Here is a 25,407-nt window from a genome sequence, read left to right as displayed (position 1 = left end):
ATCAGAGTCCGGATGCGCTGCGCAGTGCCTCGACGCGGTCAGTACGCTCCCACGTGAAGTCGGGCAGCTCACGGCCGAAGTGCCCATACGTGGCTGTCTGCGCGTAGATGGGGCGCAGCAGATCGAGTTCACGGATAATGGCGCCGGGCCGGAGATCAAATACCTCGTCGATCGCCGCGATAATGGTCTCCTCCGGCACGTGCGCGGTGCCGAACGTCTCGACGTAGAGACCAACGGGGTGTGCCGTTCCGATCGCGTACGCCACTTGCACCTCCAGACGGTCAGCCAAACCGGCGGCGACGGCGTTCTTCGCGACCCACCGCATCGCGTAGGCGGCTGATCTGTCAACCTTCGACGGGTCCTTGCCGCTGAAGGCGCCACCACCGTGTCGGGCAGCACCGCCGTAGGTGTCGACGATGATCTTCCGGCCAGTGAGACCGGCATCACCCTGAGGTCCGCCGATCTCGAAACGGCCCGTCGGATTGATGAGGACACGCAGGTCGCGTGTATCCAGATCAGTACGATCGAGAACAGGACGGATGACAAGCTCCTCCATGGCGGCGCGAAGGTCCGGCGTGGACACCGACGGCGAATGCTGCGTCGAGAGCACCACTGTGTTCACGGTTCGAGGAGTCGAGCCCTCGTAGCCGATCGTGACCTGCGTTTTGCCGTCGGGACGGAGGTAATCGACAACACCCGTGTGACGTACCTCGGCGAGTCGCTCTGCCATCCGGTGCGCCAACCAGATCGGGAGTGGCATCAGCTCCGGCGTCTCATTGGTGGCATAGCCGAACATGATGCCCTGGTCGCCAGCACCCTGGACGTCACCGGCGTCCTCACTGGCGTGCTCGCGCGCCTCGTAGGCACTATCCACCCCGATGGCGATGTCGGGAGATTGGCCGCCGATGGAGATCGAAACGCCGCACGAACGACCGTCGAACCAGACATCGGAAGACGTGTAGCCAATGGAGCTGATTCGATCGCGCACGATGCTCGGGATGTCGACGTAACCGGACGTCGATACTTCGCCGGCGACGTGAACGAGGCCGGTCGTGACGAGCGTCTCGACGGCGACACGTGCGAACGGGTCCTCCGCGAGAAGGGCGTCGAGGATGCTGTCGCTGACCTGGTCACAGATCTTGTCCGGGTGCCCCTCCGTCACGGATTCAGAGGTGAAGAGTCGCAGCGGCTTGCTCACAATTGCTCCAGGCACGTCGGCGGTAGAAAGGCGGTCGGGAGGTCGAGGCGGTCCGTCATCGCTGACGACGAATGATCGCGTCGAGAATGCGATCGGCTACGTCACGCTTCGAGCCGCTCGCCTCGCCAACTATATCCCCGCGTGTATCGAGCACGACGACCTCATTACCCGAGGTTGCAAAGCCCTCGGTCCACCCCACCCTGTTGAGGACGAGAAGGTCGCTACCTTTGCGACGAACCTTGGCTCTGCCGAGGTCGAGGAATGCGTCAGGATTGCGTTCGGTCTCCGCGGCGAAACCCACAATGATCTGGTTGTTTGCGCGCGCTTCGACAAGCCCACGCAGGATGTCGGGGTTGCGCACGAGCGTGAGCTGAAGCGTGTCGCCCCGATCTTCTTTTTTGATCTTGCCCTCGGAGACCGTATCCGGGCGGTAATCGGCGACCGCTGCTGCCATGATCACAACACCCGCGTCGCGTGACTCGGCGTGCATGATCTCCCGAAGCTCACTGGCGGTTGAGGCGGGAACGACCCGCATCCCCTGCGGCGGTTGCACGTCGAGATTTGCCGCAACGAGTGTCACATCCGCACCGCGATCGCGTGCGGCTTCGGCCAGGGCGATGCCCTGCCGTCCGCTCGAGCGATTGCCGAGGAATCGAACGGGATCAAGAGGCTCACGTGTGCCGCCAGCACTCACGACAACTCGAACGCCGTCGAAGTCCCGGCTACGCGCGACGCGGGCGAGGGCCGCCTCAACGATGTCGTCAGGCTCGGACATGCGACCTGCGCCGGAATCGGTGCCCGTGAGTTGGCCGGATGCCGGACCAACAACGGTCACGCCACGCGACCGCAGAGTCGCGATGTTGGCGACCGTCGCCGGGTTTTGCCACATCTCAGTGTGCATCGCGGGAGCAATCACGAGCGGTGCCGTGCTCGCAAGAATGGTGTTGCCCAGGAGGTCGTCGGCGAATCCTCCCGCGAGTTTCGCGATCGTGTTCGCGGTCGCGGGCGCCACGATGATGAGGTCGGCCGACTGCCCGATCGCGACGTGCCTGACCTCAGCAACACCCTCATAGAGATCGCTGTGGACGAGATTGCGACTGATGGCCTCGAGGGTGGGGCGCCCGACGAACCTCAGGGCGTTCTCGGTCGCAACGACGTGGACGTCGTGCCCGCGCAAAACGAGAGCCCGTACGACCGATACAGCCTTGTAGGCGGCGATCCCACCGGTCACGCCGACAACGACGGTGAGCGAGGATGACACGGACGCGGTTCGAGCGCTCGGGGTTACTCGGAGAGGCGCTTCAGCTCGAGCTTGTCCTCGTTGATCTCGTGAAGAGCCACCGAGAGCGGCTTGTCTTCGATCGTCGAGTCGACGAGCGGCCCGACGTTATCGAAGAGGCTGCCCTCGTGGAGATCTGCGTAGTAATCGTTGATCTGGCGCGCACGCTTCGAGGCGAAGATGACGAGCTGGTACTTCGAGTCCACCTTCGAGAGAAGTTCGTCGATGGGCGGGTCGATGATTCCTGCGTGCTTGTCGGTCATAACGAACTCCTCGATTATCGTGGCGCCGAACCCTCGGTTGGGGTGGGATTCGGGCGGAAAGCGGTCGCGCCAGCGGGCGCATCCATCAATTCTACGACCTCCCGAGCCGCAACCCCGACGTCCGTGTTCACAACATGGGCGTCGAACTCGTCCTGAGCAGCCAATTCGACCTTCGCGGTGTCGAGGCGCCGCTGCTGCTCTTCTGCACTTTCGGTGCCCCGCCCGGTGAGGCGCCGCACGAGCTCCTCCCACGTCGGCGGCAAGAGAAAGATGAGTTTTGCCTCGGGCATGGCGCGGCGCACGGAGCGCGCTCCCTGGAGGTCGATCTCCAGCAGAACGCGGCGGCCAGCGGCCAGAGCCTGCTCAATCGGTGCACGAGGTGTGCCGTAGCGGTAGGAGTTGTGTACGGTCGCCCACTCGAGAAGTTCACCGCCATCGATCATGCGGTCGAACTCGTCATCGTTGACGAAGTAATAGTGGACACCGTCGACCTCACCCGGGCGTGGCGAGCGCGTTGTGGCCGAAACACTCAACTGAATGTCGGGGTAGTTCTCGCGGATGTAACTCGATACGGTGCCCTTGCCGACCGCAGTCGGCCCGGCGAGAACGGTGAGGCGTGCGGGCGGAGCAGGGGTACGACTGATCAGGTACTCGGTCAATCGAACCCGCTGACGCGAGCCGAGTCCGCCGAGACGCTTGCGCTCCGAGATTGCGAGTTCGCCAAGCGCACGGTCGACCTTCGCCGGCCCGAGGCTCGGGACGCTGAGCAGGAGTTCTCGCACGCGAAGCCCCGCTTCAGGGCTGGCGGGATCGTTCCACGCGGCAGACGCAACCTCGAGGGGCGAGCGAGTGCGATCCGAGACATCCTTCTTGATCGCCGCTCGCGCCCGGCGCGCCGCAACAGCCGCCTGCGAGGCAGCGGCACGGTCAACCGACGGTGGGGCAGGACGCGGCGTCATCGTGCCATCGCCGCCTCTCGAGCAAGAGCCTCAAGCGTTGACGCGAGTTCACGGGGGCCGCGACGCAGTGCTGCACGGCCCACGTTGGCGACAACCCCGCGCGAAGCGGCGCCGAAAGTGGTTTTTATGGCACTGAGAGAAGCACCCTGCTCGCCGTAGCCGGGCGCAAGAATCGGGGTGCCCGAGAGCGACTCAGAACTCAGCCCGAAACCCGCCAGGTCGAGGTTCCCCCCGACAACAACACCGATGGAACCGAGCGGCGAATCTGCCGAGTTCAACGCGCACACGTCATCGGCGACCGCGCGTGCGACCGGGGTGCCCACCCGCACACCCTCCTGAATGGCCGCCGTCTGCGTCTCACGCGCCTCCGGGTTGCTCGTCGCGGCAAGGATGAACAACCCCTTCGCCGCTCCCGTGGCGCGGTCGATCACGCCCTGAAGTGAGCCAACTCCCTGGTACGCGACGACGGTCATCGCATCTGCCTCGAGCGGAGCGCCCGAACTGAGCCACGCCTCGCCATAGGCCTCGACAGTGCTACCGATGTCGCCACGTTTTGCGTCGGCGATAACAAGCAGACCCGCGGCGCGGGCAGCACTCATGACGACTTCCAGAGCGGCGATGCCGCGGCTCCCGTGCCGTTCGAAGAACGCGACCTGTGGCTTCACGATGCCGACAACTCCTGTGGCACCCTCAACGGCCCGAAGGCCGAACTCGCGGACACCGTCGGCCGAATCCGCGAGACCCCATTCGGAAAGGAGGAAAGGGTGAGGGTCGATGCCGAGGCAGATCGGACCGACGGTGTCGAGCACCTGGTTCAGTCGCGATCCGAAATCAGACACGAGCAACCCGCTCCGCTCGGTCTCGCGCGTAGTCCTGAAGCGAGCGCACGTCGAAGCCATCCTGGATCGCCTCGAAAGACGCCACCGCTGCCGCGAGCTGCGCGATAGTCGTGAAGATGGGTTTGTCAGCAGCGACCGTTGCCGTGCGAATCTCATAACCGTCCGCCCGCGCGCTGCGCCCCGACGGGGTGTTGATCACCACGTCCACCTCGCCAGCGTTGATGAGGTCGACGATCGTCGGCTCGCCGGCATCCGCCTCCTGGCCCATGAGGTACTTGCGAACAACACGTGTCTCGATGCCGTTGCGCGCGAGGACCTCCGCAGTGCCCTCCGTCGCGAGGATGCTGAAACCGAGCTGGCTGAGACGGAGCACGGGCAAGACGATGGCGCGCTTATCGCGATCGGCTACCGACACAAAGACCGAGCCGCTCGCGGGCAGACCGCCGTAGGCAGCTTCTTGGCTCTTTGCGAACGCCTTGGGGAAGTTCGAGTCGATGCCCATCACCTCACCGGTCGACCGCATCTCCGGGCCGAGCACGGAATCGACAACGAGACCTTCGACCGTACGGAAACGCTTGAAGGGCAGTACAGCTTCTTTGACCGAGACGGGAGAATCGAGAGGCACGATCGAACCATCCTGTGCCGGAAGAAGACCGTCCTCCACGAGCGAGCGGATGCTGCGTCCGACCATCACGAGGGACGCCGCCTTCGCCAGCGGGATGCCGAGCGCCTTGGACACAAACGGCACGGTGCGCGATGCCCGCGGGTTGGCCTCGAGAACGTAGAGGATGCCCTGGCCGATCGCGAACTGCACATTGAGCAAGCCGCGAACGCCGATACCCTCAGCGATGGCTGCGGTCGCCTCGCGCACACGGTCGATGACGTCGCGGCCGAGAGTGACGGGTGGGAGTGTGCACGCGGAGTCACCGGAATGAATTCCCGCCTCCTCGATGTGCTCCATGATGCCGCCGATGTACAGCTCGGAGCCGTCGTAGAGTGCGTCGATATCGATCTCGATCGCGTCATCCAGGAATCGGTCCACCAACAGCGGCGAGCCCGGGCCGATGATGGCCTGGTCGCGCACCCTGTCGAAGTAGTCCTCCAACGAGCCGGTGTCGTACACGATCTCCATGCCGCGACCGCCGAGGACGTGGCTCGGGCGGACGAGAACGGGATAGCCGATCTCCTCGGCGATCGCGACGGCGCCCTGCTGATCGGTCGCCGTTCCGTTGCGGGGAGCAAGAAGTCCTGCAGAGTTCAGGATGCCCGAGAACAAGCCGCGTTCCTCCGCGAGGTCAATCGCCTCGGGGGTCGTGCCGAGAATGGGCACACCCGCATCCTTGAGTCCCTGCGCTAGGCCGAGTGCGGTCTGGCCGCCGAGCTGGACCACCACGCCGACGAGCTCGCCGGACTGCGACTCGGCGTGGATGATCTCAAGAACGTCTTCGAGCGTGAGCGGCTCGAAGTACAGCCGGTCGCTCGTGTCGTAGTCGGTGGAGACGGTCTCAGGGTTGCAGTTGATCATGATCGTCTCGAAGCCGGCGTTCGCGAGTGCGAACGACGCGTGGACACACGAGTAGTCGAACTCGATGCCCTGTCCGATGCGGTTCGGCCCAGATCCGAGGATGACGACCTTGCGCCGATCGCTCGGGGCGACCTCGGTCTCTGAGTCGTAGCTCGAGTAGTGGTACGGCGTGAGCGCGGGGAACTCGCCAGCACACGTGTCGACGGTCTTGTAGACGGGGCGGATGTTGCGCTCCCACCGAAGCGCGCGAACCTCGGCCTCCGACAGACCCCGGAGTTGCGCAATCTGGACGTCACTGAACCCGTGGTCCTTCGCCAGGAGCAGGGTTGCGTCATCGAGTTCCGCGGCTGCGGCAATGGCATCCGCCACCTCGTTGATGAGAGCGATCTGGTCGACAAACCAGGGGTCGATGCCCGTCGCGCCAAAAACCTCCTCGATGCTGGCACCCGCGCGCATCGCCTGCTGAACGACGACGATACGTCCGTCGGTCGGCACACTCGCGACGGCGAGGAGCTGCTGCTTATCACCGGGCTCGCCCTCCCAGTGGAAGCTCGAGCCACGCTTCTCGAGAGAACGCAAAGCCTTCTGAAGGGCCGTCGAGTAGTTGCGGCCGATCGCCATCGCCTCGCCGACCGACTTCATAGTCGTCGTGAGACGCACGTCGGCGGCCGGGAACTTCTCGAACGCAAAACGGGGTACCTTGACCACGATGTAGTCGAGGGTCGGCTCGAAGCTCGCGGGAGTGACCTTTGTGATGTCGTTGGGGATCTCGTCGAGGCGGTAGCCGATCGCGAGTTTTGCGGCGATCTTGGCGATGGGGAATCCGGTTGCCTTTGACGCGAGCGCACTCGAACGGGACACGCGCGGGTTCATCTCGATGACTATGACGCGTCCGGTCTTGGGATCGACGGCGAACTGGATGTTGCATCCACCGGTGTCGACGCCGACCGCGCGGATGATGTCGATGCCGATGTTGCGGAGCTTCTGGTACTCGCGGTCGGTGAGGGTGAGGGCCGGCGCGACCGTGATCGAGTCACCGGTGTGGACGCCGACCGGGTCGACGTTCTCAATCGAGCAGACCACAACCGTGTTGTCGGCGGTGTCGCGCATGAGCTCGAGCTCGTACTCCTTCCAGCCGAGGATCGATTCCTCCAGAAGGACCTCGGTTGTCGGGCTCTGGTGCAGGCCATCGGTGACCATGCGGACGAGTTCGTCGCGCGAATAGGCGAAACCGGAGCCGAGCCCGCCCATCGTGAAGCTCGGACGAATGACCAACGGGTAGCCGAGATCCTCGGCGTACTCGATCGCCTCCTCGAGCGTGTGCGCGATGTAGGAACGGGCGACATCGGCGCCGGCATCCAACACCAACTGCTTGAAGATCTGCCGATCTTCGCCCTTGTTGATCGCCTCGAAGTTGGCGCCGATAAGTTCGACATCGTACTTCTCGAGGATGCCGTGTTTGTGCAGGTCGATCGCGGCGTTGAGCGCCGTCTGACCGCCAAGGGTCGGAAGGATCGCGTCAGGCTTCTCCTTCTGGATGATCGTCTCGATGACCTCCCAGGTGATGGGCTCGACGTATGTCGCATCCGCAAAGTCGGGGTCGGTCATGATGGTCGCCGGGTTGGAGTTGACGAGGATGACGCGCACCCCCTCCTCACGCAGCACGCGGCAGGCCTGGGTTCCGGAGTAGTCGAACTCGGCCGCCTGACCGATAACGATCGGGCCAGAACCGATAACGAGAACGGACTGGATGTCGGTGCGCTTGGGCATTACTTGCTGTCCTTCTTGTGCGCGAGCACCATGTCGCGGAACCGGTCGAAGAGGTAGTTGGAGTCGTGCGGTCCCGCTGCCGCCTCGGGGTGGTACTGCACCGAGAATGCGGGGATATCGAGGGCGCGCAGGCCTTCGACCACGTTGTCGTTGAGGTTGACGTGGCTCACCTCGACCCGGCCGAAGCCCGTCGCGGACTCGAGGATTTCCCCGAGTTCTGCCTGAACCGCGAAACCGTGGTTGTGGCTCGTCACCTCGATTCGGCCCGTCTCACGGTCGAGTACTGGCTGGTTGATGCCGCGGTGACCGAAGGGCAACTTGTAGGTGCCGAAGCCGAGCGCACGGCCGAGCAGCTGGTTGCCGAAACAGATGCCGAAGAACGGAACATCGTTGCGCAGGATGCCCTGCAGGAGTTCGACGTGCTGATCCGAGGCTCCGGGGTCCCCCGGTCCATTCGAGAAGAACGCGGCGACGGGGTCCAACGCGAGAACCTCATCGAGAGTGACGGTTTGCGGGAGGACGTGGACCTCGAACCCGCGAGCCGCGAGGTAGTTCAGGGTCGACGTCTTGACTCCGAGGTCGAGCACGGCGAGGTTACCGATCCGCTCGCCCTCGGCGGCGATGACGTAACCATCGCGTGTCGAGACCTCCGCCGAGAGGTTCCGCCCCGTCATCTCTTCGCCGGAACGCACGAGCCTCAGTTGCTCGTCAGCGTCGAGTCCTGCATCCTCGCCGGAAAAGACGCCACCGCGCATGGCACCGGCATCGCGAATGCGGCGCGTCACGGCACGAGTGTCGATACCCGAGATCCCGACGATGCCCTGTTCGCTCAGCTGGTCGTCGAGGGATCCGTCAGCGCGGTAGTTGGACACGATGCGACTGGGATCACGCACAACGTAACCACTGACCCAGATACGTGACGATTCGGGATCCTCGTCATTGACCCCCGTGTTGCCAATATGCGGCGCCGTCATGACAACGATCTGTCCGGCGTAACTGGGATCGGTGAGTGTCTCCTGGTAACCGGTCATTCCGGTCGCGAAAACAACCTCACCGAGGGTTCGTCCGCGGGCCCCGTACGCGTGCCCGGCGAATCGGGTGCCGTCCTCGAGGACGAGTACTGCTGGGTCGGTGGCGACGGTCACGAAGCCTGCCTTTCGATGGGGAGGTACGGGGAGAGTGCGGCCTCGAAGGCCGCGGGGTTGTCGAGTCTGAGATAGGTCGCCACGGCGCGGGAGCCGAGCGTCCATTCGATGAGCTGGAGTCCCCCGGGTTCCACAACTCTGTCAATGGTCCACGTGGCGCGTTGCAGCGACAGCAGGTCAGCCCGGGGAATCCAGACATCAGGAGTGCCCGGACGAACGAGGAGCACGCCGGTGTCGCTCACCGTCACCGTCACCGCGCTCCGAAATCCGAGTCCGTGAACGGCGATGCGGTCGTACGGGTCGCCGGATGCCGTCGTCGCTACATATTTGCCGGCGAACGAACCGACGACGGTGCCGAGATCGGTCGGTGCCGAAATCGGGGCGACAACATCCTTCTGCCGACGCCGTCTGGCGTACCAGCCAAGCGGCAAGAGTGCCAGCAGCACAACGAGTAGTACGAGAACGAGAGCGAGCAGGATGCCCCTATCCATGCCGACCACCCACTATCTCGGGAGCGAGCAACTCGCCGTCCAGCACCGTGGGGCGCCCGTCATGAATGGTCGCGACGACCCTCCCCGGTAGCGAGCGACCCAAATAGGGAGAGTTGACCGACTTGCCTCGCAGGTCTGCCGTGGAGAAATCGCGGCGGGCGGCCGGGTCCACGAGCACGAGGTTCGCCGGCGATCCGACGTCAAACGGAGAGTCGTACCCATCCAGGAGCCCGATGGCCGCTGGCGCGCTCGACATGACCCGCGCCACGTCCTCCCACGCGAGCATCCCGGTGTCGACAACCGCCGCTTGGACCACCGAGAGGGCTGACTCGAGCCCGACCATGCCATTGGCCGCTTCATCCCACGCACACTCCTTGGCCTCGACGGGGTGCGGAGCGTGGTCGGTTGCCACGATGTCGATGGTCCCATCGGCGAGGGCGGCACGCAGTGCGTGGACGTCCTCGTCCCGACGCAACGGCGGGTTGACCTTGAAGCGCGAGTCGTATCCCCTGGCCAACTCCTCAGTGAGGAGCAGGTGGTGTGGAGTTACCTCCGCGGTGACCGAGATGCCGCGAGCTTTCGCCCACCGGATGACGTCGACCGAGCCAGCGGTGGAGACGTGGCACACGTGCAGCCGCGCTCCGACGTGTTCGGCGAGCAGTACATCGCGCGCAATGATCGACTCCTCCGCGACGGCCGGCCATCCAGCGAGACCGAGTTCGCTCGACAGGGCACCCTCGTTGAGCTGGGCACCGATCGTCAGGCGCGGCTCCTGGGCGTGCTGCGCCACAACACCCCCGAACGTGCTCACATACTCCAATGCGCGACGCATGAGAAGTGGGTCGTGCACGCAGAGCCCGTCATCGGAGAACACCCGGACCCGGGCGCGGGACTGGGCCATCGCGCCGATTTCGGCAAGCTTCTCCCCCGCGAGTCCGACGGTGACCGCGCCGATGGGGCGCACCGTCACGTACCCGTGGCGTTCGCCGAGCGATTGGACCTGCTCGACGACCCCCGCGGTGTCCTGTACGGGACTCGTGTTCGCCATGGCGAACACCGCGGTGAAGCCCCCGGCCGCGGCCGCGCGCGAGCCGGTCAGTACCGTTTCGCTCTGCTCGAAGCCCGGCTCCCTCAGGTGCGTATGGAGGTCAACAAGTCCCGGTAGGGCGATGAGGCCCTCGGCATCGATAACCGTTGCTCGGGCATCCGCCGTTTCGGCGAAACGACCGTCGACGATGTGGATGTCCGTGCGCGCTCCGCCCGGAAGCGCGGCTCCCTTTACCGTGATGTTCACGAGTCGCTGCCGGAGAGTAGGTGAAAGAGCACAGCCATCCTTATCGATACCCCGTTGGCTACTTGCTCGAGAACGGTCGAGCGGGCCGAATCGGCTGCGCCGGCCGATATCTCGAGGCCGCGGTTCATGGGCCCGGGGTGCATGACCATGGTATCCGCTGGCAGTCGAGCGACTCTGTCGTCATCGAGTCCCCACTGACGTGAGTACTCGCGCGACGAAGGGAAAAACGCGGCGTTCATACGTTCCGCCTGAATACGCAGCATCATGACGACATCCGGCGTTGTCGACAGTGCATCGTCGAGATTGTGAGACACGGCAACCGGCCACGTTGACGTCGTCACGGGGAGCAGGGTCGCTGGTGCGACGAGGGTCACCTCGGCACCGAGAGTCGAGAGCAGCCAGACGTTGGAGCGGGCCACCCGGGAGTGGAGGATGTCGCCGACAATCACCACCCGCACGCCGTCAAGAGCACGGCCGCGCGACGCAACGCCGTGAATACGCTTGCGCATGGTGAACGCATCCAGCAGGGCCTGTGTCGGATGCTCGTGTGTGCCGTCACCCGCATTGACGATGGCCGCGTCGATCCACCCACTATCGGCGAGGACCCGCGGGGCACCGGACGCTGAGTGCCGGATGACGACGCCATCCGCACCCATGGCGGCGAGCGTCTGCGATGTGTCCTTGAGGCTCTCGCCCTTCGACACGCTTGATCCTTTGGCGCTGAAGGTGATGACGTCGGCGCTCAGCCGTTTGGCGGCCAGTTCGAACGACACTCGAGTGCGTGTCGAGTCCTCGAAGAAAAGATTTACGACAGTGCGACCCCGCAGCGTGGGGAGCTTCTTGACCTCACGGTTCGATACGTCGGCCATGTCTTCGGCCAGATCGAGCAACGCGATAGCGGAATCCCGCGAGAGGTCCGCCGTGGAGAGAAGGTGTCTCACTGGATTGTCACCTCTTCACGATCGTCAGTTTCCGCCAGACGCACATTGATGCGCTCCGACGCCGACGTCGGCAAGTTTTTGCCCACGAAGTCGGCCCGGATCGGAAGCTCGCGATGCCCTCGGTCGACGAGAACGGCCAACCGCACCGCTCGCGCTCGTCCGATATCACCGAGTGCATCGAGCGCTGCGCGGATCGTGCGCCCCGAGTAGAGAACGTCGTCCACGAGAACAACCGTCTTGCCGTCGATCCCTCCATCGGGGATCGCCGTTCTGGCGGGCGTTCGTGTGGGATTAGTCGCAAGGTCGTCGCGGTACATCGTCACGTCGAGGGAGCCCACGGTGCCGGACCCCGGTTCGATGCTGTCCAGGATGCGTCCGATGCGCTCGGCGAGGAGGACACCCCGCGTGGGGATGCCGAGAATAACGAGATCTGAGCCACCTCGATTGGACTCCAGGATCTCGTGGGAGATCCGAGTCAACGCTCGGGCGATGTCAGCCTGCTGCAGCACAACGCGTGCAGTCACTCTGACCTCCTTCCCCGCCTCACAGGACGGAACTTAAAGGATGTCGGTCACCCAACTATACCCACCGGTGCCGGGACCGGATGCCCGACATGTCGTGACGAAAGCCCCTCGTGCCCGGGACGACGGGCACGGGAGCGTGGAACCACGTCACCCTCCCGTTGAAAGGAATCACCGATGTCCCTCCACACACCCGTTCGCCCCGCGCCAACTCCCGACGCAGTCGAACCCACCGCACCGGCGAAGCGTCCCCCGTTCGCCTGGGTCGCGGACCTCGTCGATCTCACGATCGCCGTCATCAAGCCGACCTCCATCCCGCTCCTGCGCATTGCACTCGGCGTCGTCTATCTCTGGTTCGGTGTACTGAAAGTCATCGGCGCCACCCCTGTCGGTGACCTTGTCGCTGCCATGATGCCGTTCCTTCCCGCAAACGTCGCCGTGACCGGAATGGGAATCGTCGAGGTCATCCTCGGCGGCCTGCTCATCGCCGGCGTGCTCGTGCCCTGGGTCGCAGCCGTGCAGATTGCACACCTCCTCGGCACCTTTGCCGTGTTCGTGATCTACCCCGCAGTTGTCTTCACGGGCAACCCGCTTTTCGTCACGTTCGAGGGTGAGTTCATCGCGAAGAACCTCGTGCTCATCGCCGGCCTGCTTGTTGTTGCGGGTTACAGCACGGCACACGCGAAGCGTCGTTGACGCTCAAACACGTAAGGGGTCGACCGCGAGGTCGACCCCTTACGTGTCTCTGGCGGCGGTTAGCCCCAGCGCTTGAGCAAGTAACGCTCGAGCAGCCCGATGAGGGCATCCGTCGTTTTGCCGAGAACGGCAAGGATGATGATCGCGAGAAAGATGCGGTCGATACGGCCGTTGTTCTGCGAATCGACCAAAAGGAATCCGAGACCCATCGACGAGGCGATGAGTTCCGCGGCCACGAGGAAGAGCCAGGACTGCGCCAATGCTAGTCGGAGCCCGGAGACCACACTCGGGATGACAGCGGGCAGCTGTACTTGAGCCAGCAGCGACATCCGGCCGAGGCCGTAGGCGCGGCCGAGCTCCACGAGGTGCGGATCGACGTGACGCAACGCTCCCGACACCGTGGTGTAGACGGGAAACAGTGCGCCGATCGCGATGAGGGTCACCTTCGAGTCCTCATTGATGCCGAGGTACATGATGAGCAGCGGAACCCATGCGAGTGATGGCACGGCGCGAATGCCGCCAATAGTTGGCGAGAGGAACGCGCTCCCCCACCGTGAGAGTCCAACGAGCGCTCCCAACGCGAGTCCGACGATCGCGCCCGCGAAGAAGCCGAGCAGAACACGCTGAAGCGAGATCGCGATGTATTGACCGAGCAGTCCGCTCACGGCCAGATCGATGCCGGACTGGACCACCGCAACCGGGGTGGGAAGCCGGTACGACGGAACGAGGCCCGAGGTCGACAGGAACTGCCAGAAAATGACGAGTACAACCGGAAGAACGGCTCCTGCGGCGATGAACCAGCCGCGCCGGGACGAACGCGCAGCGCGAGTTGATCGTGAGCTGGTTGCGGTTCCGGCCGCGGAGTACCCGAAACTCGAGCTGTATTGCAACAGGCTCGCAGCCGACTCCTTCTCGGAGGAGTCGGCTGCGAGCTCTGACGGACGCTTAGGCAATATCAACCAAACCGTGCGGGGTCGGCGGCCTCGATGTACGTCGTGTTGAAGAGCGAATCGAGCGCCTCGTCGATGTCGTCTTGGTTCGCGACGTCACCGGACTCGACAAAGATCGGGCCGATAAACTCGAGCACCTCACGCTGCTTGTCGCCCGGGACCGGGTCGAGGTCGATGACCGTGCGGTCGATGAGAACCGCTTCGGCGACCTCGGTGTCGATCGCTGCGACCTCGGCAAGGATCGCGGCGGTCTCCTCAGGGTTCTCGATTGCCCAGGCACGAGCGTGCTCGTAGGCGTCGATCACGAGCTGGGCGAGATCGGGAGACTTCTCCAGGAACGACTCGGTCGCGTTGAGGAAGCCGTAGCTGTTGAAGTCGATGTTGTCGTAGATGATCTTCGAGCCGGCGGTCGCGACACTCGTTGACAGCAGCGGGTCGAGACCCGACCACGCGTCGACGGCACCGGACTCGAGCGCGGCCTTGCCGTCAGCGTGCTGCAGGTTCTGAACGTTGACGTCGGACAGCGAAAGACCCGCCTCACCGAGAGCCTGCAGAAGGAAGAAGTACGGGTCGGTACCCTTCGTCGCGGCGATCGACTTGCCCGCGAGCTCCTCGACACTTGTGATGGATGAACCGGCCGGAACGAGCAGCGCGGCCCAGTTCGGCTGCGTGTAGACCTCGATGGTCTGAATCGGCGAGCCGTTCGACCGTGCCAGGAGCGCGGCCGACCCTGCAGTGGAACCCACATCGAGAGCACCAGCGCGAAGACCCTCATTGGCCTTGTTGGAGCCAGCCGACTGGATCCAGTTGATCGTGACGTCGCCGCCGGTCGCCTCCTCGAGCCAGCCCTGGTCCTTGATGATGAGGCTCAGCGGGTTGTAGGTCGCAAAGTCGATGTTGAGAACATCCGAGCTCCACTCGGTCGTCGACGGCTCCTCGACATCGGTGGCGGAGCCCTCGCCTTGGACGCAGCCGGTCAGCACGAGTGCTGCTGCCGCGGCCGCCGCGAGAAGCGGGAAGAGTTTTTTGGTCATGGGTGCTGTGTCCTTCAGAAGGTGTGTGGTGGGTGATGGGTCGAAACGCCAAGCCCCTCGAGGAGCTGGACGCGAAGATGTGCGAGTGCCGCGTCGGAGCGATCGCGAGGTCGCTTCCCCGGCACTGTGATGACAGAACGGATGACCGCCCCGCTGTCGGAGCGATAACCTGCCTCGACGCCGAGCAGCACGACACGATCGGCGAGGTATAGCGCCTCCTCAACGTCATGAGTGACGAAGAGGATCGTCGCGGCCTCCGCGGCATGGATGTCGAGCAGGAGGTCCTGCATGCTCAAACGCGTCAGCGCGTCGAGAGCGCCGAACGGCTCGTCGAGCAGCAGCACCCCTGGGCCTCGCGCGAGGGCACGGGCGAGCGATGCGCGCTGTGCCATTCCCCCGGAGATCTGGCGCGGCCTGAGGTCAGCAGCATCCGTGAGCTGAACGAGCTTGAGCAGCTCTGCAACACGAGCCCGGCCTTCGGTGCGCGGCGTGCCGTGCGGGAGTCCGAGTTCGACGTTGTGCGCGATGGTGCGCCACGGAAGCAGGCGCGGCTCCTGGAACGCGACAGCACAGCGCTGATCGACTCCCACAAGCGGAGTTCCCCCGATGAGGACGTCCCCACTATCCGGGTGGTCCAGGCCGGAAACCTGGCGCAACAGAGTCGACTTTCCGCTACCCGAGGCGCCAATGAGGGCAACAATCTCCCCCGGAGCAATCTCGAGTGACACGTCACGCAGAACGCGTCGCGGGGTTCCACCCTTGGTCGCCGCGGGAAACGATCGCGACACGTCGTCGAGCGATACGCTCAGGGCGCGCGATACTACGGCGGTTGCGGGGGGCATAACAAGCACGTTATGCGTTCGGCGCCATCCTTCGTAATCGAGGCGTAACGCAGCGTTACATGACGAGCGTTAGCCGCGCGTTGCGGCGATTCGACCGAGCAAACCGTTGACGAAACCCGCGGAGTCATCGGTGCTGTGGATACGTGCGGATTCGACTGCCTCGGCGATAGCGACGCTGTCGGGAACCTCGTCGTTGAACAAGATCTCCCAAATGCCAATGCGCAGCAGTGCCCTGTCGACGGCAGGCATGCGCGCGATCGGCCACCCCTGCGAGTAGGTCTCAATGAGCTCGTCGATCTCGTCGCCGTGCTCGGTCACACCCGTCACGATCGTGCGCGCGTACTCCCACGACGCAGAGCGCTCGGGTTGGGCGGCGGCACGGAGCGATTCGGCACCGAGGACGGTGTTGATGGACTCTCCGCGCACGTCCGCGCCGTAGAGCACATCGAGGGCCCGTTTGCGGGCCTTGGTGCGAGCACTCACTTAGTCGTTCACACGCCCGAGGTAGCTGCCGTCACGCGTATCGACCTTGACCTTCGTTCCGGTCTCGAGGAACAGCGGAACCTGGATCTCGTAGCCCGTCTGCACCGTCGCGGGCTTGGTGCCACCCGTGGAACGGTCACCCTGGAGCCCCGGCTCGGTGTACGTGATCTCGAGGACAACGGATGCCGGGAGCTCGACGTAGAGCGGGTCACCGTTGTGCTGCGCGATGGTCACGTTCTGGTTCTCGAGCATGAAGTTCGCGGCGTCGCCCACCTGAGCGGGCGACAGGGTGATCTGGTCGTAGGTACCCAGGTCCATAAAAACGAAGTTCTCGCCGTCCTGGTACAGGTACTGGAAGTCCGACCGGTCGACCGTCTCGACCTCGACCTTGGCTCCCGCGTTGAACGTACGGTCGACGACCTTGCCCGTCATGACGTTCTTCACCTTGGTGCGAACGAACGCACCTCCCTTGCCCGGCTTGACGTGCTGGAACTCGATGACGCTCCAGAGTCCACCGTCCATGCTGAGAACGACTCCGTTGCGGATGTCAGCTGTTGAGGCCATGCGTATGTCAATCCGTTCTTTCAGGGAAACCAGCGGTCGAGTCTACCCGAGCCTGCGCTCGACGAGTTCCAGCGCCAGGAGATAGGAGTCGAAGCCGAAACCGGCGATGACGCCCGTCGCCACCGCGGAAATCACGCTCGTGTGGCGGAACTCCTCGCGAGCGTGCGGATTCGAAAGGTGGACTTCGACGAGAATCAGACCGGCCTTCGTCACGAGTGCGGCGGCGTCGCGAAGAGCGTACGAGTAGTGCGTGAACGCAGCCGGATTGAGAATCACCGGCGAACCGTTGTCCACCGCCTCGTGCAACCAGCCAATGAGTGTCGCTTCGTCATTTGTCTGGCGAAGGTCGATCTCATGGTCGCTGCGGGAAGCCGACTCGAGCGCCACACGCAGGTCTTCGAGGTTGCCGGTGCCGTAGACATCCGGCTCCCGTGAGCCGAGACGACCGAGGTTCGGGCCGTTGAGGACGAGGATGCTGGTCACGACGTCGAGTGTATCGGCCGTCGCATCCGCCCCACTCGACATCTCAGACCCCGACCTCCTGGTAGGCCGCGAAGAGGAGAGACTCATCTGGACCGGCGAGGACCGTGGGTTTGCCAACGGCATCGAGCACGATGAACCTCATCATGCCGGCCCGCGCCTTCTTATCGCGTTGCATTGTCGCCAGGAGCGTCTGCCAACGCCCAAGCGGGTAGTCGATGGGCAGGGTGAGAGACGTGAGGATGGCGCGGTGCCGATCGACGACCTCGTCGGAGAGTGACCCCGCGATACGACCGAGCTCCGCCGCGAAGACCATACCGACCGAAATGGCAGCTCCGTGGCGCCAGCGATACCGTTCAGCGTGCTCAATTGCGTGGCCGAGCGTATGCCCGTAGTTGAGGATTTCGCGCAGACCTGACTCTTTGAAGTCCTCACTCACCACTCGTGCCTTGAGTGCGATCGACAGCTCAACGACACGTCGGAAGGCGTCGCTCGTCGGATCCGTCGCAGCCTCTGGATCGGCCTCGATGATGTCGAGAATGTCGGGCTCGCCGATAAAGCCGCACTTAACGATCTCCGCGAAGCCGGCGAGGATCTCATTGCGAGGGAGCGTGTCGAGCAGGTCCAGGTCCGCGATGACGGCGGCGGGTGCATAAAACGATCCGACGAGATTTTTGCCCTCAGCGGTGTTGATCCCGGTCTTTCCCCCGACGGCGGCGTCCACCATTCCCGCGACACTCGTCGGCACCTGGATCAATCGGACTCCGCGAAGCCATGTCGCGGCGACAAAGCCGGCGAGATCGGTCGTTGCTCCCCCACCGAGACCGATGACGGCGTCGGTCCTGGTGAAGTCGGTCTGGCCCATGATCTGCCAGCAGAATGCCGCGACCTCCACCCTTTTTGCGTCCTCGGCGTCGGGGACTTCCGCGAGATAGACCTCGTATCGTTCGCTCAGGGCCTCCCGGAGGCGAGCAGCGCGCGCGCCGAGCGTCGGGGGGTGAACGATGAGCACCTTCGCGACACGGGTGCCGAGTTGCTGCGGTAGATCGGCCAGGAGTCCCCGTCCGACGAGCACGTCGTAGGAGTCGACTCCCGTCACCGGAATCACTGTCGTGCCACTCATGCTCGGTTCTCCAACCAGTCTGCGATCGTGTGCGCGACGCCGTCCAGGGGAACCGTGGAGGTGTCGATGGTGAGGTCCGCGAGTCTGTCGTAGATGGGCTGCCGACGAGCGACGAGGTCACTCCACGCCCCAACGCCGCCCCTCACGAGAGGTCGCTTGCCGCCGGCGATGCGGCGCTCGACGGCCTCCGCGGAGATGGTCAGCTGTACGACGGGTAGCCCTTCGAGATCGGCCTGAGTTTCGGAGTCGAGTACAGCTCCGCCGCCCAGCGTTACGATCGCGGGTTGCGTCAGCGCCTCCGCGACGGCTTCGCGCTCCCAACGCCGGAACACTGCTTCGCCATACGTGTCGAAGATGTCAGCAATGGGACCATGGCGCTCGACGATGACACTGTCCGTGTCGATGATCGGCACCTCGAGTAAACGTGCCAGACGTTTCCCCGTGCGGGTCTTCCCTGCCCCGGGTGCCCCGATGAGCACAACCGCCGGCGACCCGACCTCACTCACTCTGCGATGACCTGGCGGTCGTGAGTGCTTCGGGGATGCTCGCAAGATAGGCATCGAGATTGCGTCGGGTCTCGCCAACGGAATCGCCACCGAACTTCTCGAGCACCGAGTTGGCGAGCACAAGCGCGACCATCGCCTCGGCGACGACCCCCGAGGCGGGAACGGCGCACACGTCGGAACGCTGGTGGTGGGCATCCGCCGCGGCACCGGTTGCGACATCGACCGTCCGAAGCGCGTGAGGAACGGTGGAGATGGGCTTCATCGCCGCGCGAACCCTGAGGAGCGTGCCGGTGGTCATGCCGCCCTCGGTGCCGCCTGCGCGGTCGCTGAGGCGAGTGATCCCGTCGGCGCCCATGACGAGCTCGTCGTGAGCAACGGACCCACGCCTGGCGGCGGTGGCGAATCCGTCGCCTACCTCGACACCCTTGATCGCCTGGATGCCCATGAGCGCTGCCGCCAACTGCGAGTCGAGTCGCCGATCCCAGTGGACGTAGGACCCGAGCCCAGGCGGAACACCGTAAGCAAGAACCTCGACAACCCCGCCCAGAGTGTCACCGTCATCGTGTGCGCGGTCGACCTCGGCAACCATCTCGGCCGAAGTCGCGGAGTCGAAGCACCGCAACGGGTCGGCATCGAGGTAGGCGACATCGTCGTACGTGGGGAGAGCCGAGCCATCGGGAACACGGACGGAACCGATCGACAACGTATGGCTGAGGATGCTGATGCCGAGCTCAGACAGGAAGCTACGCGCGACGGCACCGAGCCCCACACGAGCCGCCGTCTCACGAGCACTCGCGCGTTCAAGAACATTACGCGCCTCAGGGAAGTCGTACTTCTGCATTCCGACGAGGTCGGCATGCCCGGGACGAGGTCGCGTCAGCGGCGCCCCGCGACCCTTCGGAAGAGTCTCCGGATCGACGGGTGTGGCGCTCATGACATCGACCCAGCGGGGCCATTCGGTGTTGCCGATGCGCAGCGCCACAGGGCTACCCATGGTCGCGCCGAAGCGGACTCCCGCCGAGATCGTCAGCTCATCCTGCTCGAACTTCATCCGAGCACCGCGTCCGTAACCGAGGCTGCGGCGGTGCAGATCCTCCTGGATGGACTCGGGCGAAACAGGAACACCGGCGGGAATACCCTCGAGGATCGCCACCAGTTCCGGACCGTGCGACTCTCCGGCCGTCAACCAACGAAGCATGCGTCAATCCTCCCACAGGCGCGCGGGACGGATGCTCCGTCGGAGCCTCAGTGGCGGCTCGCGACCGACTCCCACATAGCTGCGATCACACTCTCCTCGTCCGGGAGCGGACGCTCAACGTCTCCCGTCAGGAAGACACGGATCTGGCCGACCGCTTGGTTGATGAGGAGGTCCAGACCCGAGATCACTCGCCCACCGACGTCGGACCAGGCCCTGGCTAGAGGAGTGGGCCACGGGTCATAGGCGACGTCGAACAGGGTGGATCTGCTCCGCACGTCCTCCGGGAAGACGAGGTCGGCCGCGCCCTGCGGAATCGTGGAGATCACGGCATCCGGGACCGCGTGCGACCGATCGCTGATCCCCCACGGTCTGACATCAACGTCGATACCCTCACGAGCACCCAACACCACGAGGGGCTCAGCCCTCTCCACGGTGCGCGCAGAGATCAGAGCGTGGGTGGCTCCGAGTTCCACGGCGGCGATGAGCAGCGACGCGGCTGTAGCGCCCGCGCCGAGAATGTGCACGGAATCGAGAGTGGCCACACCAGCGCGACGAAACGACTCGACGGCGCCCCGAACGTCGGTGTTGAAACCGCTGACGAGAGAGTCGCCCAAGAGGACCGTGTTGGCGGCACCCACCCGATCGACCATCTCGTCACGTGCCGTCAAAAGCGGAAGAACATCGCGCTTGAGCGGCATCGTCAGCGACAGACCGCGCCACTGGTCATCGAGAGCCGCGACAAAGGATGCGAGTGACTCCCCCGTCACGTCGTGAGCGCCATAGTCCCACCCGGTGTCGAGCACGCGATATGCCGCAGCATGGATCGTCGGCGAGAGCGAATGGGCGATGGGCGATCCGAGTACCGCTAATCGCGTGCGCTCCGGATTACGCACAGTATGCGGCGTTCTCGTCGCTCTCGCGACACCACGCGCGAAGTTGTTCGGCGGCCGCCTCATGCTGATCCGCAGTTTCGGAGAACACGGTCTCACCGGTGGCGAGATTGATCGGCACAAAGAACAACCAGGGGCCATCGGCTGGGTTGAGAGCTGCCGAAATCGCGTCCTCACCGGGCAGGCCGATCGGACCAATGGGTAGCCCGGGGTTCGCGTAGGTGTTGTAGGGGTTGGACGCGTCGGCGCGCTCCTCCGGTTCGGTCCACACGGTGTGGAGGTTGCCGGTACCGTAGGCGACCGTGGCATCGGACTCGAGATTGATGCCCTGTTCCAGACGGTTCTCGAAGACTCTGGCCACCTTGTAGAAGTCGTCGACATTCCAACCAGCCTCGCGCTGGATGATCGATGCCTTCGTCAAAACGACGTGACGCTGATCGGGCGCGACACCGAAGGCGTCGAGGCGCTCGAACATCTCGTCCACGAGCATCTGCAAGATGTCTTGGGCCGTTTCGTCACCGCTCAACTCGTATGTAGCGGGGAACAGATAGCCCTCGAGCGAGGGCGCTTCGGCCGGTACCCCGTAGACGGTCGGGTCAGCCGCAGCGGCCTGCACCTCTTCCAGGGGGATTCCCGTGGTCTGCGCGATGATCTCGAGAGCGTCGGGAAGCACAGAACCCTCGGTCAAGAGCAATTCACTCGTGACCTTGTTCGCGGGATCCTGCAGAGCATCGATCGCAGACTGCGCGCTCATCTCCTCCTGCAGTCGCCAGTTGCCCGGAACAAAACCGATGTCCGGGTTCTCCACGAGGAGGTCGTAGACGGCATCAAACGTCATCGTCACACCCGCGTCGTGGAGAGTTTTGGCAACGTCTGCGCCGATGTCCCCCGATTGGATGGGGACGATGACTTCCACACCGTTGCCGGCGCCGGTGTAGTCGTTAGGAAGTTCCCAGCCAATGAGTTCTCGGATCTGGTCCTCGTAGTTGAGCCAGCCATAGGCCGCTGCACCGCCGAGTCCACCGACGATGAGCACGATGGGCAGCGTGATCCAGAGCCACAGAAGACGCCGCTTACGCGGAGTCCGACCATAGTTGCCGCTGTTATCGCGTCCACGACCACCACCGCGCGAGCCGCCACCTCCCGCCCCAGTCGCCTGACGCTCACGCGCTTCGCGTCGACTTAACGCCGGTGCCACCACAACGGGAGCGCTGGCGGGCTGAGGAGCCGCATTCTGGTCCGGCGCCGTGTCGCGGGGAGTGAAGATGTCCTCCCAGCTCGGTTCGTTCGCCACTTAGGCTCCTTCGTGCGGATCGATGAGCGCGCCGGGCGGGCGGCCGGACGCACGCTCGGAGTCGAGTGCGTGCTGAAGGATTATAACGGCGGCGACCTGATCGACGACTGAGCGGGACCCCTTCTCCCGCCTGCCAGACGACCGCAATGCGGCGTGCGCAGACACCGTGGACAGACGTTCGTCGACGACGCGGACGGTGGCCACGCCGAGGTCCGCGAGGCGGCCGGCGAATTCGCGAGCATCCGCCGTCGACGCGGTCTCATTGCCCGACAGCGCGATAGGGAGACCCACGATCATCTCCATGCACTCTGTCTCGGCCACAATGGCCGCGATTCGCTCAACGTCGCCTGCTCCGCGCGGGACAGTCTCGACCGGAGTCGCGAGCATTCCGTGCAGATCGCTCCGGGCGACCCCGATGCGCGCCGTCCCGACGTCGACACCGAGGCGAACGCCCGAACGCATCAGGAAGCGGCCTGGCTCACGACCGCGTCGAGCGCGGCACCAATGGCCGAAACATCCGTTCCGCCGCCCTGGGCGATATCGTCCTTGCCGCCGCCACCACCACCGAGGACGCCTGCGGCAGCCTTCGCGAGAACGCCGGCCTTGAGCCCATGAGCTCGCGAGGCGTCGTTGGTCGCGACGATGATCGCTGGCTTGCCGCCAACGTCAGCTCCAAGGGCGACGAGAGCCGGTTCCGACCCGAGTCGCTCGCGCACCGACAGCGCCAGCGAGCGGAGGTCGTCGCCGGATGCCACGGACCCGAGATTCTCGGCGACGATGGTCGTCGAACCGACGAGCCGGCGATTCTCGACGAGAGCGGGCACCCGCTGGGACAGGGCGGCCTGCTCGAACTGCGCGATCGTTTTCTCCGCGGCCTTGAGACTCGCCACCAGTTCTGCGATGCGCTCTGGAAGCTGTTCACGCGGCGTCTTGAGGCTCGACGTGAGCTCAGAAACGATGGCACGCTCCGTCGCGAGATCCCGGAACGCGTCGAGACCCACGAGCGATTCGATACGTCGGTTCGTCGCTCCGACGGAGGACTCGCCCACGACGTTGATGAGACCGATCTCGGACGAACGCGACACGTGGGTGCCGGCGCACAGTTCGAGCGACCACGGCCCCCCGATCTCGACGACACGAACCGTCTCGCCGTACTTCTCGCCGAAGAGAGCCATCGCGCCGAGCGACTTCGCTTCGTCAAGGGACATGATGCGTGTCGTCACCTCGAGGTTGTCACGCACCGCGTTGTTGGCGACTTCCTCGACCTCGGAACGTGTGGCCGGCGACAGGGCCTCGTTCCACGAGAAATCGAGACGCATGTAGCCGGCCTTGTTGTACGAACCGGACTGGTGAGCCTGCGGGCCCAAGATCTGTCGGAGGGCCGCGTGGATGAGGTGCGTAGCGGAGTGTGCTTGCTCAGCGCCACGGCGCCAGTCCGCGTCGACGAGTGTTGTAGCCGCATCGCCGACACCCACCTCACCCGAGGTGACCTGCACCTTGTGGCTGATGAGACCCTTCACGGGACGCTGCACGTCGAGGACCTCGAGCTCGTAGCCCGAGCCGACGATGGTGCCGGCATCCGCCTCTTGACCACCGGACTCCGCATACAACGAGGTCTCCGCGAGGATGATCTCCGCGATATCCCCCGCCGAGGCCTTCGTCACCGATTCGCCATTCTTGATAATGCCGAGCACGGTGCTGTCCGTCGACAGGTACTCGTAGCCGGTGAACGCGGTTTCGCCTTGAGCCCGGAACGCGCTGTAGACCGAAAGATCGGCCAGGTGCTGCTTCTTGGACTTGGCATCCTCCTTGGCAAGCGTGCGCTGGCGGTGCATGAGGGAATCGAAGGCATCCCGGTCAACGGAGAGACCAGCCTCCTCGGCAATCTCCAGCGTCAAATCGATGGGGAAACCGTACGTGTCGTGGAGCAGGAAGGCCGTGTCGCTCGGCAACTCGGCCGATCCAGCCTGCCGAGTCCGAGCGACGGCAACATCGAGGATGGTGGTTCCGCTCGCGAGCGTGCGCAGGAACGTCTCTTCCTCGGCCAGCGCCAATCGAGAAATGCGGTCGAAGTCGGTGGCAACCTCGGGATATTGCGCCTTCATGGCGTCACGGGATGCCGGGAACAGTTCGGCGAAAGTCGGCTCTTCGACTCCGAGGAGACGCATTGCGCGCACCGTGCGGCGGAGTAGTCGACGGAGGATGTATCCGCGCCCCTCGTTGCTGGGTGTGACGCCATCCGACATGAGCATGAGGCCGGAGCGCACGTGATCGGCAATCACGCGCATCCGAACGTCGTCGTCGTGATTGTGGCCGTAGTTGCGTCCGGACAATTCGGATGCCCGATCGAGGACGGGCCGCACCTGATCGATTTCGTAGAAGTTCTCTACACCCTGCTTGATGAAGGCGACACGCTCCATGCCCATGCCGGTGTCGATGTTCTTTTTGGGCAGTTCACCGAGGATCTCGAAGTCCTTGCCGCTTCCCTCGCCTCGCAGATACTGCATAAAAACGAGGTTCCAGATTTCGACGTACCGATCGTCGTCGGTCGCCGGTCCCCCGTCGATGCCGTACTTGGGGCCGCGATCGAAAAATATCTCCGAGCACGGGCCAGCCGGGCCGGGCTGGCCGGTCGACCAGTAGTTCGTGTCCTTGTCGAGCCGCTGGATCCGCTCGTCGGAGAGGCCTGCGACCTTCTTCCACAGGTCGATGGCCTCGTCGTCATCCTTGTAGACGGTGACCCAGAGGTCCTTCTCATCGAAACCGAGCCCACCCTTGGACTCCTCCGTCGTGAGAAGCTCCCACGCGTAGGTGATGGCGCCCTCTTTGAAGTAGTCGCCGAACGAGAAGTTGCCGTTCATCTGGAAGAACGTGCCGTGCCGTGGCGTCTTCCCGACCTCCTCGATGTCGAGGGTGCGGATGCACTTCTGAACGCTCGTTGCGCGTGGGAACGGCGCGGGTACCAGCCCCGTGAGGTAGGGCACAAACGGCACCATTCCCGCCACCGTGAAAAGCAGGGTGGGGTCGTCGCTCACGAGCGAAGCGGACGGGACCACGGTGTGACCGCGATCTCCGAAAAAGGTCAGCCAGCGGTTCTGGATATCGGCGGTCTGCATGGGTTC

General features: G+C 64.4%; 25 protein-coding genes. 1 reads left to right on the top strand and 24 read right to left on the bottom strand.

Going from position 1 to position 25,407, the window contains the following annotated elements:
* Nucleotide 1: 1 nt before the first annotated feature.
* The 11 genes from metK to pyrR are packed head-to-tail and all read right to left on the bottom strand — an operon-like array spanning nt 2 to nt 12,228.
* Nucleotides 2-1,198 (bottom strand): methionine adenosyltransferase, encoded by a 1,197-nt coding sequence (metK, locus tag LH407_RS00225; RefSeq protein WP_407650665.1) that lies wholly within the window; start codon nt 1,196-1,198, stop codon nt 2-4.
* Nucleotides 1,199-1,253: 55 nt separating this feature from the next.
* The gene (coaBC, locus tag LH407_RS00220) at nt 1,254-2,459 is read right to left on the bottom strand and encodes a bifunctional phosphopantothenoylcysteine decarboxylase/phosphopantothenate--cysteine ligase CoaBC (protein WP_322133295.1); all 1,206 of its coding nucleotides are present in this window, start codon (nt 2,457-2,459) and stop codon (nt 1,254-1,256) included.
* 23 nt (nt 2,460-2,482) lie between these two features.
* Nucleotides 2,483-2,740, bottom strand: coding sequence for a DNA-directed RNA polymerase subunit omega (gene rpoZ, locus LH407_RS00215; protein ID WP_322133296.1), 258 nt, complete (start codon nt 2,738-2,740; stop codon nt 2,483-2,485).
* A gap of 14 nt (nt 2,741-2,754) precedes the next feature.
* Nucleotides 2,755-3,699 (bottom strand): guanylate kinase, encoded by a 945-nt coding sequence (gmk, locus tag LH407_RS00210; protein ID WP_322133297.1) that lies wholly within the window; start codon nt 3,697-3,699, stop codon nt 2,755-2,757.
* Nucleotides 3,696-4,538 carry an orotidine-5'-phosphate decarboxylase gene (gene pyrF / locus LH407_RS00205; RefSeq protein ID WP_322133298.1) on the bottom strand — a complete coding sequence of 281 codons (843 nt, stop codon included), beginning with the start codon at nt 4,536-4,538 and terminating at the stop codon, nt 3,696-3,698. The genes gmk and pyrF overlap by 4 nt, the downstream gene beginning before the upstream one ends.
* Complete coding sequence (carB, locus tag LH407_RS00200) at nt 4,531-7,833, bottom strand: carbamoyl-phosphate synthase large subunit (protein ID WP_322133299.1); 3,303 nt, start codon at nt 7,831-7,833, stop codon at nt 4,531-4,533. The genes pyrF and carB overlap by 8 nt, the downstream gene beginning before the upstream one ends.
* A complete protein-coding gene (gene carA, locus LH407_RS00195) occupies nt 7,833-8,978 on the bottom strand; it encodes a glutamine-hydrolyzing carbamoyl-phosphate synthase small subunit (RefSeq protein WP_322133300.1) in 1,146 nt (381 codons plus the stop codon). Before carA ends, carB begins: the two co-directional genes overlap by 1 nt.
* Nucleotides 8,975-9,469 (bottom strand): PH-like domain-containing protein, encoded by a 495-nt coding sequence (locus tag LH407_RS00190; RefSeq protein ID WP_322133301.1) that lies wholly within the window; start codon nt 9,467-9,469, stop codon nt 8,975-8,977. Before LH407_RS00190 ends, carA begins: the two co-directional genes overlap by 4 nt.
* Nucleotides 9,462-10,763, bottom strand: coding sequence for a dihydroorotase (locus LH407_RS00185; protein ID WP_322133302.1), 1,302 nt, complete (start codon nt 10,761-10,763; stop codon nt 9,462-9,464). Before LH407_RS00185 ends, LH407_RS00190 begins: the two co-directional genes overlap by 8 nt.
* On the bottom strand, nt 10,760-11,704 hold the full coding sequence (locus tag LH407_RS00180; RefSeq protein ID WP_322133303.1) for an aspartate carbamoyltransferase catalytic subunit: 945 nt from the start codon (nt 11,702-11,704) through the stop codon (nt 10,760-10,762). The genes LH407_RS00185 and LH407_RS00180 overlap by 4 nt, the downstream gene beginning before the upstream one ends.
* A complete protein-coding gene (gene pyrR / locus LH407_RS00175) occupies nt 11,701-12,228 on the bottom strand; it encodes a bifunctional pyr operon transcriptional regulator/uracil phosphoribosyltransferase PyrR (protein ID WP_322133304.1) in 528 nt (175 codons plus the stop codon). Before pyrR ends, LH407_RS00180 begins: the two co-directional genes overlap by 4 nt.
* Nucleotides 12,229-12,402: 174 nt before the next feature.
* Here pyrR and LH407_RS00170 point away from each other — a divergent pair, with 174 nt between their 5' ends.
* On the top strand, nt 12,403-12,921 hold the full coding sequence (locus LH407_RS00170; protein WP_322133305.1) for a DoxX family protein: 519 nt from the start codon (nt 12,403-12,405) through the stop codon (nt 12,919-12,921).
* Nucleotides 12,922-12,980: 59 nt separating this feature from the next.
* Here LH407_RS00170 and LH407_RS00165 read toward each other — a convergent pair whose 3' ends face one another.
* The 13 genes from LH407_RS00165 to alaS all read right to left on the bottom strand — a co-directional run bounded on the left by LH407_RS00165 (nt 12,981) and on the right by alaS (nt 25,401).
* Nucleotides 12,981-13,814 carry an ABC transporter permease gene (locus LH407_RS00165; protein WP_407650664.1) on the bottom strand — a complete coding sequence of 278 codons (834 nt, stop codon included), beginning with the start codon at nt 13,812-13,814 and terminating at the stop codon, nt 12,981-12,983.
* A 62-nt stretch (nt 13,815-13,876) separates the two neighbouring features.
* Entirely contained in the window at nt 13,877-14,905 is a 1,029-nt protein-coding gene (locus tag LH407_RS00160) for an aliphatic sulfonate ABC transporter substrate-binding protein (RefSeq protein WP_322133307.1), read from the bottom strand.
* Between the two features lie 14 nt (nt 14,906-14,919).
* Nucleotides 14,920-15,747 (bottom strand): ABC transporter ATP-binding protein, encoded by an 828-nt coding sequence (locus tag LH407_RS00155; protein WP_322133308.1) that lies wholly within the window; start codon nt 15,745-15,747, stop codon nt 14,920-14,922.
* Between the two features lie 69 nt (nt 15,748-15,816).
* Nucleotides 15,817-16,230, bottom strand: coding sequence for a transcription antitermination factor NusB (gene nusB / locus LH407_RS00150; RefSeq protein WP_322133309.1), 414 nt, complete (start codon nt 16,228-16,230; stop codon nt 15,817-15,819).
* Complete coding sequence (gene efp / locus LH407_RS00145) at nt 16,231-16,794, bottom strand: elongation factor P (protein WP_322133310.1); 564 nt, start codon at nt 16,792-16,794, stop codon at nt 16,231-16,233.
* Nucleotides 16,795-16,836: 42 nt separating this feature from the next.
* Nucleotides 16,837-17,277: a type II 3-dehydroquinate dehydratase gene (locus tag LH407_RS00140; RefSeq protein ID WP_322133311.1), complete on the bottom strand. Its 441-nt coding sequence runs from the start codon at nt 17,275-17,277 to the stop codon at nt 16,837-16,839.
* A 43-nt stretch (nt 17,278-17,320) separates the two neighbouring features.
* A complete protein-coding gene (gene aroB, locus LH407_RS00135) occupies nt 17,321-18,397 on the bottom strand; it encodes a 3-dehydroquinate synthase (RefSeq protein ID WP_322133312.1) in 1,077 nt (358 codons plus the stop codon).
* Complete coding sequence (locus LH407_RS00130; protein WP_322133313.1) at nt 18,394-18,903, bottom strand: shikimate kinase; 510 nt, start codon at nt 18,901-18,903, stop codon at nt 18,394-18,396. The genes aroB and LH407_RS00130 overlap by 4 nt, the downstream gene beginning before the upstream one ends.
* Nucleotides 18,896-20,101 (bottom strand): chorismate synthase, encoded by a 1,206-nt coding sequence (gene aroC, locus LH407_RS00125; protein ID WP_322133314.1) that lies wholly within the window; start codon nt 20,099-20,101, stop codon nt 18,896-18,898. The genes LH407_RS00130 and aroC overlap by 8 nt, the downstream gene beginning before the upstream one ends.
* A 47-nt stretch (nt 20,102-20,148) precedes the next feature.
* Nucleotides 20,149-20,994 carry a shikimate dehydrogenase family protein gene (locus tag LH407_RS00120; RefSeq protein ID WP_322133315.1) on the bottom strand — a complete coding sequence of 282 codons (846 nt, stop codon included), beginning with the start codon at nt 20,992-20,994 and terminating at the stop codon, nt 20,149-20,151.
* Complete coding sequence (mltG, locus tag LH407_RS00115; RefSeq protein ID WP_322133316.1) at nt 20,987-22,285, bottom strand: endolytic transglycosylase MltG; 1,299 nt, start codon at nt 22,283-22,285, stop codon at nt 20,987-20,989. Before mltG ends, LH407_RS00120 begins: the two co-directional genes overlap by 8 nt.
* Nucleotides 22,286-22,747 (bottom strand): Holliday junction resolvase RuvX, encoded by a 462-nt coding sequence (gene ruvX / locus LH407_RS00110; protein ID WP_322133317.1) that lies wholly within the window; start codon nt 22,745-22,747, stop codon nt 22,286-22,288. It lies immediately after the preceding gene.
* A complete protein-coding gene (gene alaS / locus LH407_RS00105; RefSeq protein ID WP_322133318.1) occupies nt 22,747-25,401 on the bottom strand; it encodes an alanine--tRNA ligase in 2,655 nt (884 codons plus the stop codon). The genes ruvX and alaS overlap by 1 nt, the downstream gene beginning before the upstream one ends.
* Nucleotides 25,402-25,407: the final 6 nt, after the last annotated feature.

It is taken from the genome of Antiquaquibacter oligotrophicus, assembly GCF_020535405.1.
Taxonomy (GTDB): domain Bacteria; phylum Actinomycetota; class Actinomycetes; order Actinomycetales; family Microbacteriaceae; genus Rhodoglobus; species Rhodoglobus oligotrophicus.
This window is presented reverse-complemented; position numbering and strand designations above follow the sequence as displayed.